This is a genomic window from Burkholderia sp. FL-7-2-10-S1-D7 (genome assembly GCF_001524185.1).
Lineage (GTDB): Bacteria > Pseudomonadota > Gammaproteobacteria > Burkholderiales > Burkholderiaceae > Burkholderia > Burkholderia diffusa.
This window is the reverse complement of record NZ_LOWY01000017.1, coordinates 88,346-104,894: the sequence shown is the minus strand read 5'-3', so window position 1 is coordinate 104,894 and position 16,549 is coordinate 88,346. Positions and strand designations below refer to the sequence as shown.

At 67.8% G+C, this 16,549-nt stretch carries 16 protein-coding genes and 2 pseudogenes; 8 read left to right on the top strand and 10 right to left on the bottom strand.

Features of this window, described 5'->3' with window-relative positions; translation table 11 throughout:
- Nucleotides 1-76 precede the first annotated feature (76 nt).
- Nucleotides 77-787 (bottom strand): YceH family protein, encoded by a 711-nt coding sequence (locus WS75_RS09330; protein WP_059680222.1) that lies wholly within the window; start codon nt 785-787, stop codon nt 77-79.
- Between the two features lie 410 nt (nt 788-1,197).
- On the opposite strand from WS75_RS09330, the gene WS75_RS09325 reads away from it, so the two are divergent.
- On the top strand, nt 1,198-1,962 hold the full coding sequence (locus WS75_RS09325) for an SDR family oxidoreductase (protein WP_059680221.1): 765 nt from the start codon (nt 1,198-1,200) through the stop codon (nt 1,960-1,962).
- 44 nt (nt 1,963-2,006) lie between these two features.
- Nucleotides 2,007-2,744 carry a histidine utilization repressor gene (hutC, locus tag WS75_RS09320; RefSeq protein ID WP_059604799.1) on the top strand — a complete coding sequence of 246 codons (738 nt, stop codon included), beginning with the start codon at nt 2,007-2,009 and terminating at the stop codon, nt 2,742-2,744.
- Between the two features lie 106 nt (nt 2,745-2,850).
- Here hutC and WS75_RS09315 read toward each other — a convergent pair whose 3' ends face one another.
- Both WS75_RS09315 and WS75_RS09310 read right to left on the bottom strand, forming a co-directional pair.
- Nucleotides 2,851-3,699, bottom strand: coding sequence for a phytanoyl-CoA dioxygenase family protein (locus WS75_RS09315; protein ID WP_059680220.1), 849 nt, complete (start codon nt 3,697-3,699; stop codon nt 2,851-2,853).
- 45 nt (nt 3,700-3,744) lie between these two features.
- On the bottom strand, nt 3,745-4,530 hold the full coding sequence (locus WS75_RS09310; RefSeq protein WP_059680219.1) for an ABC transporter substrate-binding protein: 786 nt from the start codon (nt 4,528-4,530) through the stop codon (nt 3,745-3,747).
- A 593-nt stretch (nt 4,531-5,123) separates the two neighbouring features.
- On the opposite strand from WS75_RS09310, the gene WS75_RS09305 reads away from it, so the two are divergent.
- Nucleotides 5,124-5,987, top strand: coding sequence for a LysR family transcriptional regulator (locus WS75_RS09305; protein WP_059680218.1), 864 nt, complete (start codon nt 5,124-5,126; stop codon nt 5,985-5,987).
- Nucleotides 5,988-6,094: 107 nt separating this feature from the next.
- Here WS75_RS09305 and WS75_RS09300 read toward each other — a convergent pair whose 3' ends face one another.
- Together WS75_RS09300 and WS75_RS09295 are read right to left on the bottom strand one after the other, a co-directional pair.
- Nucleotides 6,095-6,568 carry a nuclear transport factor 2 family protein gene (locus tag WS75_RS09300; protein ID WP_059680217.1) on the bottom strand — a complete coding sequence of 158 codons (474 nt, stop codon included), beginning with the start codon at nt 6,566-6,568 and terminating at the stop codon, nt 6,095-6,097.
- Nucleotides 6,569-6,635: 67 nt separating this feature from the next.
- Complete coding sequence (locus tag WS75_RS09295; protein ID WP_059680407.1) at nt 6,636-7,820, bottom strand: amidohydrolase family protein; 1,185 nt, start codon at nt 7,818-7,820, stop codon at nt 6,636-6,638.
- Between the two features lie 443 nt (nt 7,821-8,263).
- Here WS75_RS09295 and WS75_RS09290 point away from each other — a divergent pair, with 443 nt between their 5' ends.
- Together WS75_RS09290 and WS75_RS09285 are read left to right on the top strand one after the other, a co-directional pair.
- Nucleotides 8,264-8,890 (top strand): glycine zipper 2TM domain-containing protein, encoded by a 627-nt coding sequence (locus WS75_RS09290; RefSeq protein WP_059680216.1) that lies wholly within the window; start codon nt 8,264-8,266, stop codon nt 8,888-8,890.
- A gap of 399 nt (nt 8,891-9,289) precedes the next feature.
- Nucleotides 9,290-9,799, top strand: coding sequence for a GNAT family N-acetyltransferase (locus WS75_RS09285; protein WP_059680215.1), 510 nt, complete (start codon nt 9,290-9,292; stop codon nt 9,797-9,799).
- Between the two features lie 278 nt (nt 9,800-10,077).
- Here the strand turns inward: WS75_RS09285 and WS75_RS31750 are convergent.
- A pseudogene (locus WS75_RS31750) lies at nt 10,078-10,500 on the bottom strand (endopolygalacturonase); the annotation flags it as partial.
- Between the two features lie 262 nt (nt 10,501-10,762).
- Nucleotides 10,763-11,341, bottom strand: a complete 579-nt coding sequence (locus WS75_RS09275) for a CS1 type fimbrial major subunit (RefSeq protein WP_059680406.1) — start codon at nt 11,339-11,341, stop codon at nt 10,763-10,765.
- A gap of 514 nt (nt 11,342-11,855) precedes the next feature.
- Here WS75_RS09275 and WS75_RS09270 point away from each other — a divergent pair.
- Nucleotides 11,856-13,214: an aspartate aminotransferase family protein gene (locus WS75_RS09270; protein WP_059680213.1), complete on the top strand. Its 1,359-nt coding sequence runs from the start codon at nt 11,856-11,858 to the stop codon at nt 13,212-13,214.
- Nucleotides 13,215-13,271: 57 nt separating this feature from the next.
- Here WS75_RS09270 and WS75_RS35070 read toward each other — a convergent pair whose 3' ends face one another.
- A complete protein-coding gene (locus WS75_RS35070) occupies nt 13,272-13,760 on the bottom strand; it encodes an amidohydrolase family protein (RefSeq protein ID WP_373558499.1) in 489 nt (162 codons plus the stop codon).
- Between the two features lie 56 nt (nt 13,761-13,816).
- Between WS75_RS35070 and WS75_RS33445 the strand changes: the two are divergent.
- Nucleotides 13,817-13,939, top strand: a pseudogene (locus WS75_RS33445) (AsnC family transcriptional regulator); the annotation flags it as partial.
- 9 nt (nt 13,940-13,948) lie between these two features.
- Here WS75_RS33445 and WS75_RS09255 read toward each other — a convergent pair.
- Nucleotides 13,949-14,566, bottom strand: coding sequence for a 3'-5' exonuclease (locus WS75_RS09255; RefSeq protein ID WP_059680210.1), 618 nt, complete (start codon nt 14,564-14,566; stop codon nt 13,949-13,951).
- Between WS75_RS09255 and WS75_RS33440 the strand changes: the two genes are divergently transcribed.
- A complete protein-coding gene (locus tag WS75_RS33440) occupies nt 14,565-14,747 on the top strand; it encodes a hypothetical protein (protein WP_156429740.1) in 183 nt (60 codons plus the stop codon). The genes WS75_RS09255 and WS75_RS33440 overlap by 2 nt on opposite strands.
- 46 nt (nt 14,748-14,793) lie before the next feature.
- Here WS75_RS33440 and WS75_RS09250 read toward each other — a convergent pair whose 3' ends face one another.
- Complete coding sequence (locus WS75_RS09250; RefSeq protein ID WP_059680209.1) at nt 14,794-16,518, bottom strand: tannase/feruloyl esterase family alpha/beta hydrolase; 1,725 nt, start codon at nt 16,516-16,518, stop codon at nt 14,794-14,796.
- Nucleotides 16,519-16,549: the final 31 nt, after the last annotated feature.

The following is a 16,549-nucleotide window of genomic DNA, read 5'->3' as shown; positions in this document are numbered from 1 at the left end:
GAGCGGTGCCGGGAGGCGCGTTCGTCACCCGGCGCGCCCCCGGCCGCGCCGGTGTCGAGTTGGCTCGGGCCGGCGGTCAGCCGGCTTCGCCTGGGGTATCGACGTCGATCCCGAGTTCGGTCGCCATGCGCTGAACGAGCGCGTTCAACCGCGCCACCTCATCCGCAAGCCGCTTCTGTTCGGCCTTCAGCGCCTCGAACTCCGACGGCGGAACGGAGTCCGCGCCGCCGCCCGCATCCGAACCGGCGAATTCGGCGAGGTTCACCTCGCCGCACATCAGGTGCATCCAGCGATTCTCGCGCGCACCGGGCGCGCGCGGCAGCCGGATGACGAGCGGCTGCGCACGCGCCGCGAGTTCGTCGAGGAACGCCTCGACCGACGAGATGTCCGCGAAGCCGTGCAGGCGTGCGCTGTTCAGGCGCAGTTCGGCGGCCGTCTGCGGGCCGCGCAGCAGCAGGATCGTCAGCAGCGCGATCGCCTGGCTCGGAATCCCGAGCACACGGTTCATGTTGTGCTCGAAACGCGGCACGCGGCTGCTGCTCCCTTCCATCACGAGGCTCAGGTGCTTGAGCCCGTCGAGCGCGGTCGTGACTTCGTCCTCGCTGACGTTCATCACCGGCGAGCGCGCGGTTTTCTGGTTGCAGCCCGAGGTCAGCGCATTCAGCGAGAGCGGATAGGTGTCGGGCACGGTGTGCTGCTTCTCGACGAGCACCCCGAGAATGCGGGCCTCGAGAGGCGTAAGTTCGCGCAGGGCGCGTGGCGTGGGCATGTCCGGCGTGGTGTTCATGGATGCGTCGCAGCGTGCAGCAAGTGAAGGGAAACGGTCGCGCCCCGTCCGGCGTCGCGAACGGGCGAGCCATATGATAGCTCGCGACGTGGGGCCCGGCGCCACTCGCCGCCATGGCGTGCGGACTTGCCGCAGCCCGCTTTCGTCCAACGTATCGGCCACGCGGCGGTGCGCGACGGCGCATGCGTTCGACGTCGCGAATTCACGCACCGCACCTGCGCGCGGCGTCGCCCCGCGTTTGCGCGTCGCGCGGGCCGGCGGTACGATACGCGTTCACTTGGGGATGCGGTGCCGCACGCCGCCGATTTCGCGCGCCACGCCAGCACCGCGCATCGCCCGTCCCGCACGCCGTGCCGCCGCGCATGCGCGCCACGCGTCAACACGGTTCATCCGTTCACTCGTTCACCGCCATGACTGCATCCATCTCAGCGCCGCCCGTGCGCGCCATCGTCACCGGACACACGCGCGGCCTCGGCGCGTCGCTCGCCGAACAATTGCTGCAGGAAGGCATCGCCGTGCTCGGTGTGTCGCGCAGCCGTCATCCGTCGCTCGCCGCGCAGGCCGGCGGCCGTTTCGCCGAAATCGAGCTCGACCTGTCGGACACGTCGGCCATCGCGACGTGGCTCGCCGGCGACACGCTACGCCGCTTCGTCGACGGCGCGTCGATCGTGCTGCTCTTCAACAACGCGGGCATCGTCGATCCGATCGGCCCGCTCGACGCGCAGGACCCGGCGCTCGTCGCGCGCGCGGTCGGCGTGAACGTCGCGGCGCCGCTGATGCTGTCGGCCGCGCTCGTGCAGGCGGCAGCGGCGCCGACCGAATGCCGGATCCTGCACGTGTCGAGCGGCGCCGCGCGCAACGCGTATGCGGGCTGGAGCGTCTACTGCGCGACCAAGGCGGCGCTCGATCATCACGCGCGCGCCGTCGCGCTCGACGCGAACCGCGCGCTGCGGATCTGCAGCGTCGCGCCGGGCATCGTCGATACGAGCATGCAGGCGACGATCCGCTCGACCAGCGAAGCGAACTTCCCGATGCGCGAGAAATTCGACCAGTTGAAGTCGAGCGGCGCGCTGTCGACGCCCGCAGCGGCCGCGCGGCAATTGATCGGCTATGCACTGAGCGACGCGTTCGGTTCGGTGCCGACGGCCGACGTTCGCGAACTGTCCGCGACCTGATCCGGGATAGAATTTCGCGGTTGCCTTTCCCCGAGGATCCCCCGATGGTCACGAAGACCACCGCACCGTTCCAGCAGATCAAGACGCTCGTCCGCCAGCATGTCGATGCGGGCGACTGGCGCCCGGGGGACCGCATTCCGTCCGAACTCGATCTTGCCGCGCAATTCGGCGTCGCGCGCATGACGGTCAACCGCGCGCTGCGCGAGCTGACCGAGGAAGGCGTGCTGAAACGCATCGCGGGCGTCGGCACCTTCGTCGCCGAGGTGAAGCCGCAGTCGAACCTGCTGATGATCGCGCACATCCGCGACGAGATCCGCGCGCGCGGCCACGAGTACCGCTGCCGCGTGCTCAGCCAGTCGCGCGAGCCGGCGTCATTCGACGTCGCGGCCGCGTTCGGGCTCGCGGTCAACACGCCGGTCTTTCACGTGGTGTGCGTGCACGAGGAAAACGGCCGCCCGATCCAGCTCGAGGATCGCTACGTGAACCCGGCCGCCGCGCCCGAATTCATCGATCAGGATTTCCAGGCCGAGCCGCCGTCCGAATATCTGTTCAACAACGTGTCGCACTACGAACTGGAGATCGAGCACGTGGTCGACGCGTCGCTGCCGACGGGCGAACAGGCGCGTCTGCTCGACATGCGCGCCGACGAGCCGTGCCTCACGCTCACGCGCCGCACCTGGACGAACGGACTGCCAGTCACGTTCGTGCACTTCCTGCATCCGGGCAATCGCTACCGGCTCGGCTCGCGCTTCAAGCCGGGCGCCGGGCGGCACCAGACCTGAACCTTCCCCGACGCTCGAAAACGGCCACGCGCGGCGGCCGCTTCATCGCAAAACGGACGCCGCGCGCGCGATCTCACCTGATGGCGTCGCGCTGCGCCGCTTACGCTCAGATCGCCCCGACCTGCCCCGCGCCGCGCGACCACACGACCGGAAACAGCGCATGCTCGAGCGGCGCGCCGTCCGGCAGTTCGTCCGCGAGCCCCGGGAAATCGGGCGACGTCTTCCAGCGGCGCGGCGCGTGACGGATGTCGTCGCCGACGAAGCGGATCGAGAACGCGCGCCGGCGATTCTGCGTGCCGCCCGACGCGTGCAGCGTGAGCATCCGGAAGCACACCATGTCGCCGGGCTCGAGCGCCCAGTGGCGGATCGGGAACGCCGAGCGGTCGGCTTCGATGTCGGGCAGGTCGGCGAGGCTGCCTTCGGGGAACCACTTCGCCTCCTTGTCCATGAACGTGCGCGGCATCAGCCACGGCCCCTTGTGTGAACCCGCGACGAATTCCAGCGTCGATTCGAGCGGCACCGGATCGACCGGAATCCACATGCTGACGTTGTCGTCGCCTTCGATGTTGTAGTACGGCTGGTCCTGGTGCCACGGCGTGCGCTGCCGCGTGCCGGGCTCCTTCACGAGCAGGTGGTCGTGATGCAACCGCACCGTCTGCGTGCCCATCAGCGCGGCGGCCACCGACGGCGCGGGCGAGCGCACGATGAAGTCGCGGTACGCGTCGTTGTGCTGCCAGTTGCAGAAGTCCTCGAAGAACCAGCCCGGGTCGTCGGGCCGGCTCGCGACCTTCGCGCGCGCGCTGGGCTGCGCGAGGTTCGCGTCGATGCCGGCGCGCAGCGCGGCCACTTCGTCGGGCGAGAAGATGCCCTTGATGCAGACCGCGCCTTCTTCACGGAAGGCGGCGATCAGTTCGGGCGTCACGGCTGTCGCGACGCGGTCCTGGATACTCGTCATGGTTTGCCTGTCGATGGAATGAATCACGGAGTCACGGTGCGACGCTCACTGCTTCGCGCCGTAGATGTCGAAGTCGAAGTATTTCGCGGCGATCTTCTGGTACGTGCCGTTCGCGCGGATCGCGACGATCGCGTCGTTCAGCCGCTTCTTCATGTCGGCGTCGCCCTTGCGCACGCCCATCGCGACGCCGTAGCCGGTGATGCGCACGTCGGTCACGTCGGGGCCCGCGAACGCATAGCCCTTGCCGCGCGGCGTCTTCAGGAACGAATAGCCGGCCTGCGTCTTGTCCTGGAAGGTCGCGTCGAGGCGGCCGTTCACCAGATCCTGATACACCTGGTCCTGGTTCTGGTACGACACGATCGTCACGCCCTTGGTCGCCCATTCGGCCTTCGCGTACGCCTCCTGCGTCGTGCCCTGGTCGATCCCGATGCGCTTGCCGGCGAGCGACGCGGCGGTCGGCAGCAGCTTCGAACCGGCCGGCGCGACGAGCGCACCCGGCGACGCGTACAGCTTGTTCGAGAAGTCGATTTGCTTGAGTCGCTCGTCGGTGGCCGTCATCGCGGACATGATCACGTCGAACTTGCGCGCGCGCAGCGCCGGAATCATCCCGTCGAAGCCCTGCTCGACCCACACGCATTTCGCGCGCAACTGCTCGCAGATCGCATTGCGCAGGTCGATGTCGAAGCCGGCGAGCGAGCCGTCGGGCTGCTTCGCCTCGAACGGCGGATAGGTGGGATCGATGCCCCAGCGGATCGTCGCCGTGTCCTGCGCGAACGCGACGAGCGGCGCGAACGCCAGCGCGGAAACGACGAGCTTTGCAGTGCGGTTCATGGTGTGTCCTTGTGGTCTCGACGCGGCGGGCGAGCGCCGGGCGTCCGTTGGGGAGCGTCGTGCCGGCAGGCCCGGCGCGGTACGCGAAAGACTGGGACTTCGATGAAACTGCGATGCAGTCTAGACCGCTCGATATTCGAGCGCAAGCCGAGCGAATGAACGTGGAGCCCACGGGCGGGTATGGCGTGGAGAATTCGCGCGGAAAGAGCGATGTAGCGCGCTCAATACAAATATTTACCCGAAATTTACGGGCGTTCAGGCGTTTACCCGGTAATGCGCACAGTCAGCGGAGAGGGTACGTGATCGGATATCCACAAGCCGGGACGATCAGGAAATCATCCCTCGCGAGTTACCCGCTCCGGATTCCGACCTATACCGCGTCGATGCGACGGCCGAACCGGTTCATGTGATCGGCGTTCATGCCCGCGCGTGCCGGCTCCACATGATTGCCGTGCACCGCGATCAGCCGCGCCGCGCAGCAACGCCTCCGGCGCCGGGCCCGGTCAAACCGCGATTGCCCACGGGCTCGGGCCGTGTTAAAAGTCGTCGCATGTATTTGTAAATGAAATGCTCGACGCCGGAAAAGTGCAAAAATGAATAGACCTTTGTTCGACCTCGACCTGTTGCGCGCGCTCGTGATGGTCGCAGACTGTGGCAGCTTCACGACCGCGTCCGCGCGCCTGCATTCAACGCAGTCGACGGTCAGCCAGAAGGTGCGGCGCCTGGAGGAGATCGCCGGGCATCGCCTGCTCGACCGCGGCACGCGCGACGTGCGGCCGACCGACGCCGGCGTGACGGTGCTCAGCTACGCCCGGCGCATGATCGCGCTGAACGACGAGATGCTGGAAGCGCTGTCGGGCGCGACCGTCGCGCTGACGATCCGGCTCGGCGTGCCCGACGATTTCGCGGCGGGCCGCACGACCCATGCGCTCGCCGCCTTCAAGCGCGATCATCCGCAGGTGAAGCTCGAGGTGATGTGCGGGTTGAGCCGCGACATCTGCGCGGCCTACGATCGCGGCGAACTCGATCTGGTGCTGATCAAGCAACGGCGCGACAGCCGCGAGGCGGTGGTGCGCTGGCCGGAGAAGCTGCGCTGGATCGACAGCGCACAACATCCGACGATCGAGCTCGATCCGGTGCCGATCGTCGTGTTCCCGCCGCGCGGGCTCTATCGCGACGACATGATCAAGGCGATCGAGGAACGCGGCCGCCGCTGGCGGATCAGCTTCACGACGTCGAGCCTGAGCGGCATCCAGGCGGCCGTCGCGGACGGGCTCGGCATCAGCGTGCTGCCCGCGCGCGTGGTGACCGACGACCACGTGGTGCTGACCGAGGAACACGGCGGCTTCGCGCCGATCGAGAACATGGACATCGCGATCCTGCATCGGCCGACGGCCGATCCGATGGTCAGCGAACTGACGAAGGCGCTCGCGGCGATGCTGGAGCAGGAGAAGTAGCAAGCAGGCCGGATGCGGCGGCACCGTGAAGGACGCCGCTGCGCCGCCGGCACGGCCGATGCGGCAAGATCGCGGGCGCATCGAAACGCCGGCGCACCCCATACCCGTCAGAACATCGTGTTCCCGTTCGCGGCATGCTCCGGTACCGGCTGGTTCACGTCCCAGTGCTCGACGATCCTGCCGTTCTCGAGCTTGAAGATGTCCATGATCGCGCTGCCGCGCGTGCCGGGTTCGCGCACCGCGTGCACGTGCAGGATCACGTAGTCGCCGTCGACGAACGACCGCTTGATCTCGCTGTGCGACTGCGGATATTTGTCACGCAGGAACGCGATGAACTTGCGGAAGCCCTCGCGGCCGTCTGCCGCGTTCGGGTTGTGCTGCACGTATCGGTCGCCAACATACGCGAGCGCGGCATCCGCATCCTTCTCGTTCAGGCCTTTCTCGTAGAACGCGAGCACCGTCCGCCGGTTGGCTTCCTGCTGCGCGTCGGTCGGGCCGGCCGCCACCGCATGCGCGGCGCTCGCGGCGAACAGGGCCGCCGCCATCCATCGTGCGGCCCGTGCCGCTGTCGTGCGTCGCATCGTCGTCTCCCGGGCAATCCGGCTGAAAACCGGATCATACCGGGGCGACGCTACGCTCACGCTTCACTCAGACCAGCGCGCCGTTGCGCGCAACGATCTTCCCCGACGACACGACGAGCCGCCGCGTCGGCCGCGCGACGACGGCCTCGGCGAACGTCAGCGCATCGACGAGCACGATGTCCGCACGCTTGCCCGCCTCCAGACCATAGTCGGCGAAGCCGCAACCGCGCGCCGCGCCGTGCGTCACGCAGTCGAGCGCGACTTCCAGCGCATCATCACGACGGAAATCGTTGCGCATGCCGATCAGCATCGCGCGTTCGAGCATGTCGGGCGAACCATACGGCGTCCACGTATCGCGCACGCCGTCGTTGCCGCCGATGACCGTCACACCGGCCGCACGGCACGCGGCGACCGGCGGCACCGGCACCGCGGCCGGCGCGGTCGTGACGATCGCGACGCCGAGTTCGGCCATCCGCGCGAGCAGCGCGTCGCGCTCGCGCTCGGCGATGTCGCCGAGGCAGAAGCCGTGACTGATCGTGACCTTGCCCTGCATGCCGAGCGCGGCAGTGCGCTGCAGGATCAGGTCGAGCGAGTACGCGCCCATCGACCCGCGTTCGTGCAGGTGCAGGTCGAGCCCGCGGCCGTGACGCTCGGCGATCCCGAACAGCACGTCCACCGCCTCGACCGGATCGCCTTCGATCGCGCACGGGTCGAGCCCGCCGAGCAGGTCGGCGCCCGCGCCCAGCGCGTCGGACAGCAGCGCGGCGGTGCCGGGCCGCTTCAGCACGCCCGACTGCGGAAACGCGACGATCTGGATCTCCACCTGGCCGCGCAGCGTCTCGCGCGTCGCGAGCACGCCGTGCAGATGCCGCAGCCCGGCCTCGGTGTCAACGTCCACGTGCGTTCGGATGCGCGTCGTGCCGGCCGCGAGGAACGCGCGCGACAGCGCGAGCGACGCGGCGCCCGCATCGTGGCCGCTCGTCGCGCGGTAGTTGCGCTCGTTCTCGATGCGGTCGACGAGGCGCGGCCCCACCGCGTTGCGATACCACGGCATTCCCCAGTGCGTCTTGTCGAGGTGCGTGTGGCCTTCGACGAGGCCGGGCAGCGCGATCGCGCCTGCGCCGTCCTCGATCGCGCAGCCGGCGGGCGCGTCGAGCGACGGGCCAATGCGCGCGATCCGATCGCCTTCGATCAGGATGTCGAGCACGGCGCCGGCGCTCGGGCGGACGTTGCGGATCAGCAGGTTCGTCATGTCGGTTCCGGTGTGGTCGGTCACTGCAGTCAGTGCGAAGGGGGCACGGCGCGACCGTTGGCAGGGAATCGGGCCACGATATCGGACGCCGCCGCCCGAGGCCAATTAAATGTCGCGATGCCACACATTCGATTTCGCGATGCGCGTCGCGCGAGACCGCCGGGCCTGGCCTGGCGAGGGGGCGGGATCGCGGTGAAGACGGTGGAAAGCCGATGACCGCGCAGCGTCGGCCCCACCGGAAAGCGGGCGTCCGGAAGCCGCGTCGCGCCCTTGTCGGGTGTCGCCTCGGCGCCCCGCCCGGACGGCGATTTACGCGGCAACAGACTTTACACGTTGTTACCCGGCCGCACCGGACGCGCTTCCGCCCATTCCTTATACTCACGCCGAGTTCGCCACCCGTCCCGGAATTCGTCGGCGGACCCGTTGCCGATGCAGGAAACACCATGATGCGCATGCCTTCCACGAAGACCGTTCTGTTCGCCTCGCTCGTCGCCGTCGCGGCGCTTCCGCTGACCGCCTGCGTCGCACCGGGCTACTACGGCGCGCAGCCGGGGTATCCGCAGCAGCAATACGCGACGCCCGGCTACGCGCAGCCCGCGTATTCGCAACCGGGCTACGTGCAGCAGCAACCCTATCCGAATCAGGCGCCGCAGCCGTACGACCAGTACGGCAACCCGCAGCAATACGGGTCGCAGCAGCCGTATGGCCAATACGGCAACGGCTACGGCACGCAGTACGGCACGGTCTCGAACATCCAGCCGGTCAATGGCTCGGTCGGCCCGTCGGGCGTGGCCGGCACCGTCGTCGGTGCGCTGGTCGGCGGCCTGGTGGGCAACCAGTTCGGCCGCGGCCACGGCCGCGATGCGGCGACCGTGATCGGTGCGCTCGGCGGTGCGGTGGCAGGCAACCAGATCGGCCAGCAGATGGGCGCCGCGCAAGGCCCGAGCAGCTACCGGATCGACGTGCAGGTCAGCGACGGCACGATGCGTTCGTTCGACGTGCAGTCGCCGGGCAATCTGCGGCCGGGTGATCGCGTGCAGATCAACGGCAACCAGCTGGCGCGGTATTGATGCCGATACGGTGCGCCTGACCTGATCGGGCGCATCGTCGCGCGTTCGATATCGTGTGCCGGTTCGGCGCGACGATACGCCTGCTTCACGTCATCCTCATCCTTCGTGCCGGCGCGACGCGCATGACGCGCCGCCGCTACCTCCGCAGTTCCTCCACCTTCGCGTCAGCCTCCAGCGCGACGCGCCGCACGGCCGTTTCGCCGCTCGTCTGCACGGACCGACCGCGTTGCCGTCACACGCGACGCGCACCGAGCGCGATGCGCGCCGACCGCGCGGCCGACCGCGGATGCCCCGAACGCTGCCACGCGTCACCCAGATTCCGATTAGCATAGGCACGATGCAACCCGCGGCCGCAGCAGCCTGCGCCGACATGCACAGCCCTCTGCCGGAATCCCTTCGATGACGATCACGATCCGCCTGCTCGACGCGGCCGATGCCGCCCGTTTCCAGACCCTTCGCCTGCGTGCGGTCGACACCGCGCCCACGTCTTTCCTGCCCACGCTCGATGAGGAATCGCAATTGCCGGTCGACGAATTCGCAGTGCGCATCACGCCGACGCACATGCAGGCCGTGTTCGGCGCGTTCGACGGCGACACGCTCGTCGGCATCACGGGCGTGCGCCGCGATGCGCGCGCGAAGGTCGCGCACAAGGCGACGATCTGGGGCGTGTTCGTCGATCCGGCGTATCGCGGGCGCGGCATCGCGCAAGCGCTGCTCGAAAGCGCGACCGCACATGCTGCGCAAGCGTGGCAGTGCAAGCAGCTGATGCTGTGCGTGAACGAGGTCAACGGCACCGCCGAGCGGCTGTATGCGTCGCAGGGGTTCGTCCGGTTCGGCACGGAACCGCGTTCGCTGTTCGTCGGCGGCCGCTTCTACGACGAGCATCACATGGTCAAGACGCTGGCGTAACGCGTTCAATCAGGTTTGCGTTCGCGTGCATCGACCAACCGCGCGCGAACGCCCTTCATCTTCACCTCACGTCGCCGCTTGTCGGTGATCGTCGTATTGACGGCCTGCCCGGCGATCGTCACGTTCGTCAGCGTCATCTCGCTCACGTTGCACGCATAGCTCGACCTCGGCGACGCAACCGGCGTGCCGAAGTCGCAGTTGCTGATCGTCACGCCGGAAATCGGCTGCACGGCAAGCACCGGCGGCGTGCTGTCGTAATCGAACGCGACCGGCCCCTGCGCGTCGATCGCCGCGAGAAACGCCGGGCGCGAATCGAACGCGCCGGGCGCGGTCGTCAGCTCGGAACCCGAGCTCACCGGCGATTTCGCGACGTTCTTGTACGGCGACGTCTGCGCGACCGTCACGCACGGGCGCGCGCCGTAGTGCGTCACGTCGACATCGCGCCCGCGCAGCGCGAGCCGCGACACGTGCGCGAGCGACGCGGCGATGCGCGCAGCCGCGCCATGCTCGCCCCACACGAGGTCGACCGCCAACGCATTGGGCATGTGGCCTCCCGCAAAGGCCCGGGTCGCCGCAAGCGGTCCGCCGCGCACGGCGGCGCCAGCGAGCGCGCCGGTCCAGCCGATGAACACGCGACGCGACACGCGCTTCAACCAGGGCGATCGGACAGGCGAAGACGAACGGCGGCTGTTTGCTGCCATGGGACGTCCTTCATCGTATGGCGTATCGACGCGCCTGCCGGCGAATCTCTATTTGTACGTCGTCGTACTACAAAGCGCAGTCCAACTGCGATCTTAGCCGAGGCCGTATTTGTCGTTTATCCTTTTTTAACCCAGATAATGCGTCGAATGTATGCGCCCACTCACATCGCGGAATGCAATCCTTGAGATCTGTTGTCGTACATTTATGCGCACAAACTTCACCTTAAACATCCCGGCCGACACCGTCCGCCGGGGCAATGACTTACTCGCCAGCGGCCGCTACCGCACCCGTTGCCGGCTCGCGTCCCGCCGAAGCAGCCGGTTCGAACATCAGCACCAGATCGCCGTGGTAACTTTCATTGGCCGAGGTCGCACCACTGACGGTCGGCGCATGAGCGCTGACTTTCAGGTTGCGCGTTTCGTCGTAGCCGTCAAAGCCGTCGTGACCGGGCTTGACCAGCGTGATCGTGCGAGCGGCGCCGGAGGCGATTTCCGCGTCGCCCGCCTTGCCCGTCAGCACGACCTTCGCGTTGGCCATGTCGTCGCGACCGTTCGACAGCCGCAGCGGCTGCAACAGCGCGACGTTGATATCGGGGTTCGTCGTGCGCACGCGGATCGGCAGCGTCGTAGCGAACGTCTGCCGTGTATCGTCCGTCGCATTCAGTTCGACCACGTCGTACCACGCGGAATTGTCCGGCTTCGACACGAACAGGCTGTCGCCGATATGCGCCGTCAGCGTGATCTTCTTGACGACCGCTTGCGGCGACGTCGGGCCTGCATGCGCGATACAGACCGATGCGCCGCACACGGCGAGTGCGACAAGCTGTTTTCCGATCTTCATGGTGTTGCTCCACATTCTGGATGGATGGTTGAAATCCGATCGCCGAAAAGCCGGCCCGCTTCGAGCCCACGATCCCGCCATTGCTGGAAAATCCGGCATTCGCCTATCTCTAAATTAACAAGCAAATCCCCGCGGAATTCGAAATGTCCGGCCGCATGCACGCGCGATCGAATCGTCCGGATGCATTCGTAACCGCGTATCGGATTCCCCCGTCAGCCAGCAACGACAGACTCGGACGAACACCTCACGCCGCGGCGTGCATCAACGATAGGCCACGAGAACCCGGATAAACATACATGGAAACCTTCACGGTTTATTTTGATTTCCATTCACCAGTGCCATCTTCAAATCAAATAAAACACGCACGGAAAACACCTGCCGTCACTCTCGCCAACGTCATCGTCAATCGCAACGGATATTCGTGCGCCGCCATTCGCCTCGGTAATTCCGCCCCTGTTCAGCCCCCCGCCGCCCGCGCTATCGTTACCCCATCTTCACAGCCCAGGAGCCCCTCTTGCCTTCCCGCCACGGAGTCGACCTCATCCGCGCCCGCGCGCTGTTCGATCGCGAGCGCCGTGCATTCACCGAAGCCATGCCGATCTCCCGCGCGTTGTCCGCGGAAGCGTCCGAGCATTTGCTGTTCGGCGTGCCGTTGCACTGGATGCAGGACTGGTCGACGCCGTTCTCGCTGGTCGTGAAGGAGGCGCGCGGCGCGACGTTCACCGACGTCGACGGTCATCGCTATGCGGACTTCTGTCTCGGCGACACCGGCGCGATGTTCGGCCATGCGCCCGAGCCGGTCGCGCGCGCACTTGCCGAACAGGCGACGCGCGGCTATACGACGATGCTGCCGAGCGAGGACGCCGCGTGGGTCGCGCGCGAACTCGCACGCCGCTTCAAGCTACCCGTCTGGCAATTCGCGTTGAGCGCGAGCGACGCGAACCGCTTCGTGCTGCGCTGGGCGCGCGCGGCTACCGGCCGCAACACGATCGTCGTGTTCAACGGCTGCTATCACGGCACGGTCGACGACGTGTTCGTCGACCTCGTGGACGGCCGCCCGGTGCAGCGCGACAGCCTGCTCGGGCAGTCCTACGATCTGCTCGCGAACACGCGCGTCGTCGAGTTCAACGATCTCGACGCGCTCGAAGCGGCGCTGAAGGACGGCGACGTCGCGTGCGTGCTCGCCGAGCCGGCGATGACGAACATCGGGATGGTGCTGCCCGATCCGGGCTTCTGGGACGCCGCACGCGCACTGACGCGCCGCTACGGCACGCTGCTCGTGATCGACGAAACGCACACGATCAGCAGCGGCCCCGGCGGCTACGCGGCCGCGCACGGTCTCGAACCGGACGCGCTGGTGGTCGGCAAGCCGATCGCGGGCGGCGTGCCGTGCGCGGTCTACGGGTTCAGCGCCGAATTCGCGGAGCGCGCGAAAGAGGCAAAGCTGAACGCGCCGCCCGGCCATTCCGGGATCGGCACGACGCTCACCGCGAACATGCTGGCCATGCACGCGATGCGCGCGACGCTCGCCGAAGTCGCGACCGATGCCGCGTATGCGCACATGTTCGAACTGGCCGCGCGGCTCGCGACCGGGCTCGAACGGGCGATCGCGAAACACGGGCTGCCATGGTGCGTGACGCGCATCGGCGCGCGCACCGAGTTCCAGTTCACACCCGTGCCGCCGCGCAACGGCACGATCGCGGGCGAACAGCTCGACAGCGAGCTCGAGCACATCGTGCATCTGTACCTGCTGAACCGCGGCGTGCTCATCACGCCGTTCCACAACATGATGCTCGTGTGCCCGCAGACGACGACCGACGACGTCGATACGCTCGTCGCGCGGTTCGACGCGTGCCTGGGCGAACTGGCGTGACGTGATGCGGCGGCCGTTCGGCTCGCCCGCAGCGGCAAGCCGAACGCACGCCCGGCGCTACTTCGGCAAATCCGTCGGATCGACCTGCGCGTCGGGCACGCCTGCGGCGCGCGCGCGCTTCAAGCGCGTCGCGCAGCGCCGCACGCCCCGGCGACGATCGCCGCGGCCGCGATGCCGCGCATTGCGTGGGCAACGCTCATGCTTGCTCCTGGGAATCAGCGCGCGCCCTTCCGCGCGCCGGTGATAGTCGTCGACGGCCGCCTGCAGCGACTGCCCCTTCGGCTGCGCGGCGAACGACACCACGGTGGTCGTGCCGCCGCACAGCGCGGAGCGCGTGCCGGACAGGGAGTCGTCGGCCATCTTCAGCCCGTCGGGCATCGGCTGGTCGAGATGGCAGTGCGCATCGACGCCGCCCGGCATCACCAGCATCCCGATCGCGTCGAGCTCGCGCGGCGCGCGCGGGAGCCCGTGGCCGAGCATGGCCGCGCGACCTGCGCAGCGGCCTGCACCGCGTCCTCGTCGATCAGCATGAAGTGGTCGATGCACGGCTCGAGGAAATCCCGCGCGAGCGGCGACGCGTCGCCGCTCGCACGCCCGGCCATCAGTACCACGCGCTCACGCGCGAGCGGTTCTTCGCGAACAACTGCGTGAAGCGGTTCAAGACGCTGGTGAGCATGAGCCGCGTGAAGGTCGGGCTCGAGGTGCCGGTGGAGATCGCCGAGTGACGATCGACGTCAGCGCCGGTCGGCGGCCAATGATCCGAAAAACGTCGCGACCTTGGCCTTGCTCGTCGCCTGCAATCGCGACATGAGCCCGTGATCGACTTGTCGCAGCCCGTAAGTCTCGCCGATGTCGCGCTGCATCCGGCACCACAGATGGCTCGCGATCTCCGCGTCGACCATCGCACGGTGAGCGCGGCCTGCCTTCGGCAGCCGCAGCATGTCGGCGAGGCTCGACAGCCGGTGACTTTGCGCGTGCGGGTAGATGCGCCGCGCGACGAGCATCGTGCACGCGAACGCATGCTCGGCCGCCATGCCGAGCATGCCGAGTTCGGCCTGCCAGAATCGCTTGTCGAAGCCGGCGTTGTGCGCGACGACGGGGTGGCTTCCGACGAATGCGGCAGCTTCCTTCATGACCTTCGACACCGGCGGCGCCGACGCAATCATGTCATTCGTGATGCCGGTGAGCGCGACGACGTCGGACGGAATGCGGCGCCCCGCGTTCATCAGGCTCTGGTAGCGGTCGACGATCTCGCCGTCGCGCAGCAGAATCACGGCGATCTCGGTCGCCCTGTCTCCCATGTTCGGGGAAAGCCCGGTTGTTTCGAAGTCGAGTACCGCAACGGTTTGCATGGTCGAATCAGAGGAAGGATGCCTGGCGAGCAACGTCGATCAGGACGCGTCGCGCCGATGGAAAAGCGCCATAGTATCCCCGGATGCGGCGTCCGGCGGCAAACGCCATCGTCGTGCGCGGCGCATCGCCGTTTCCGTTCAGGCCGGCACGATCGCCGCTTCCCCTGCAAAACAACGGTGAATGCACCGATGCACCCGCGCATCGGTGCATTCACACGCCCGCTACGTCAGCGACAACTGAAGCTCGCCGCCGAATTCACGTCGCCCGACCCGTTGTAGCGCGCGACCTGCGGATACGGACACAGCGGACGCGTGCGCCCCGCTCCCCACGACGTCGGCACGTCCGCATTCGGCACCGCGTTCGTCGTGTCGCGCGCCGTGGCGACGATCGCCTTGGGCGCCTGCCCCTGCTCGACCCACGCGACGAGCGGCGTCAGCATGTCGAACTGGTCGGCTGCCGGCCCGCCCGAGCAGTGGTTCATGCCAGGCACAGGATAGAAGCGCGCGAAGTCCGACGCGTCGCCGCCGTTCACCTGCGCGACCCGCGCATACCAGTCGCGCGTGTCGTCGAACGAGAACACCGGGTCGCCCGTGCCGTGATAGACGAGCAGCTTCGCGCCGCGCGATTTCAACGCGGACAGGTTCGTCTCGTCGGGCGGCGTCATGAACGACCACGCGGATTGCGTGTACACGCCGCTCGTCGCGAAAATTGCCGGCGCGTCGTTGTCCATGTCGAAACCGAGCGCGAAGCCGGACACGTTCGCGAGCACCGCCGTGGATTTCGGCGGCGACGTGAACGTGAACGCCATCGAGACCGGATCGAGCGTGATCGAATTCGACTGCTTCCACGCGGCCCAGCCGCTGCCGGCGATGCCCGGATCGTACGGAAAGCTCGCGTAGAGCGCCGTGCCCGCGCTGTTGCGTGCGCCCGTGAACACGTTTTCCAGTGCGCTCTTCTGCGCGGTCGTCAGGCACGCGCCCGTGCGCGCGCCGTTCGCGCAGGTCGGGATGTCCGTCTCGACGCTGAAATGCGCCTGGCACGCGGCGACGTCCTGCACCATCCCGTCGACCGCGCCGTCGAGCGCATCGCATTTCTCGAGGATCTTCGCGCCGACGAACTGCCGCTCCGCATCGGTGAAGCCGCTGCGGATGTCCGGCAGCCCGTTCGAGCCGGTCGCCGACGCGATCTTCGCGAACTGCTGCGCGCCATACATCTCGCCGATCGCCGCCTTCGGCAGATGGAAGCCCGGGTCGCCCGCGATGATCCCGTCGTAGTCGGCCGGGTTGCGCACCGCCGTGACCATCGCATGACGGCCGCCGTTCGAGCAGCCGCCGAAATAGCTGCGGTCGGGCGCCTTGCCGTATGCGAGCCGGATCACCTGCTTCGCCATCGGCGTGAGCGCGTCGACCGCGCCGTAGCCGTAGTCGATCCGTGCCCGCGGATCGAGGCCGAACAGCGGGTTCTGCGCGGCGCTGTGCCCGGAATCCGAGCTGATCACCGCGAAGCCCATGTTCAGCGCGTCGGTCAGCGGGCCGCCCCCGCCGATCGCGCCGGTCGCGGTCACGACGTTGCCGTCGAGCCCGCCATTCGCCTGGTAGAAGAAGCGACCGTTCCACGCTTTCGGCAAACGCATCTCGAAGCCGATCGCATAGGTCTGGCCATCCACCGCGCTCACGCGCTCGTTCATCTTCCCGTCGATCACGCAGTGCTCGGCGATCGGTTTGCCGGCCACCGTCAGGGCGCCGGCCGCCGCGGTCGTCACCGACGTGAACGACGTGTTCGCATACGCGAGCTTCGCGGCGAGCGCGTCGCAGGTCTGCGCCATCGCGGCCGGCGTCGCGGCGCTCAGGTGCGTCGGCGCGGAATTCACGGAATCGTCGCCGCCGCAACCGGCGAGCATCGCGGCGGCGGACAGCGGCGCGATACAGAGGAATGCAGATTTCCTGATCAAGATAACTCCCGTTCGGTTCGTCACGCCGGTG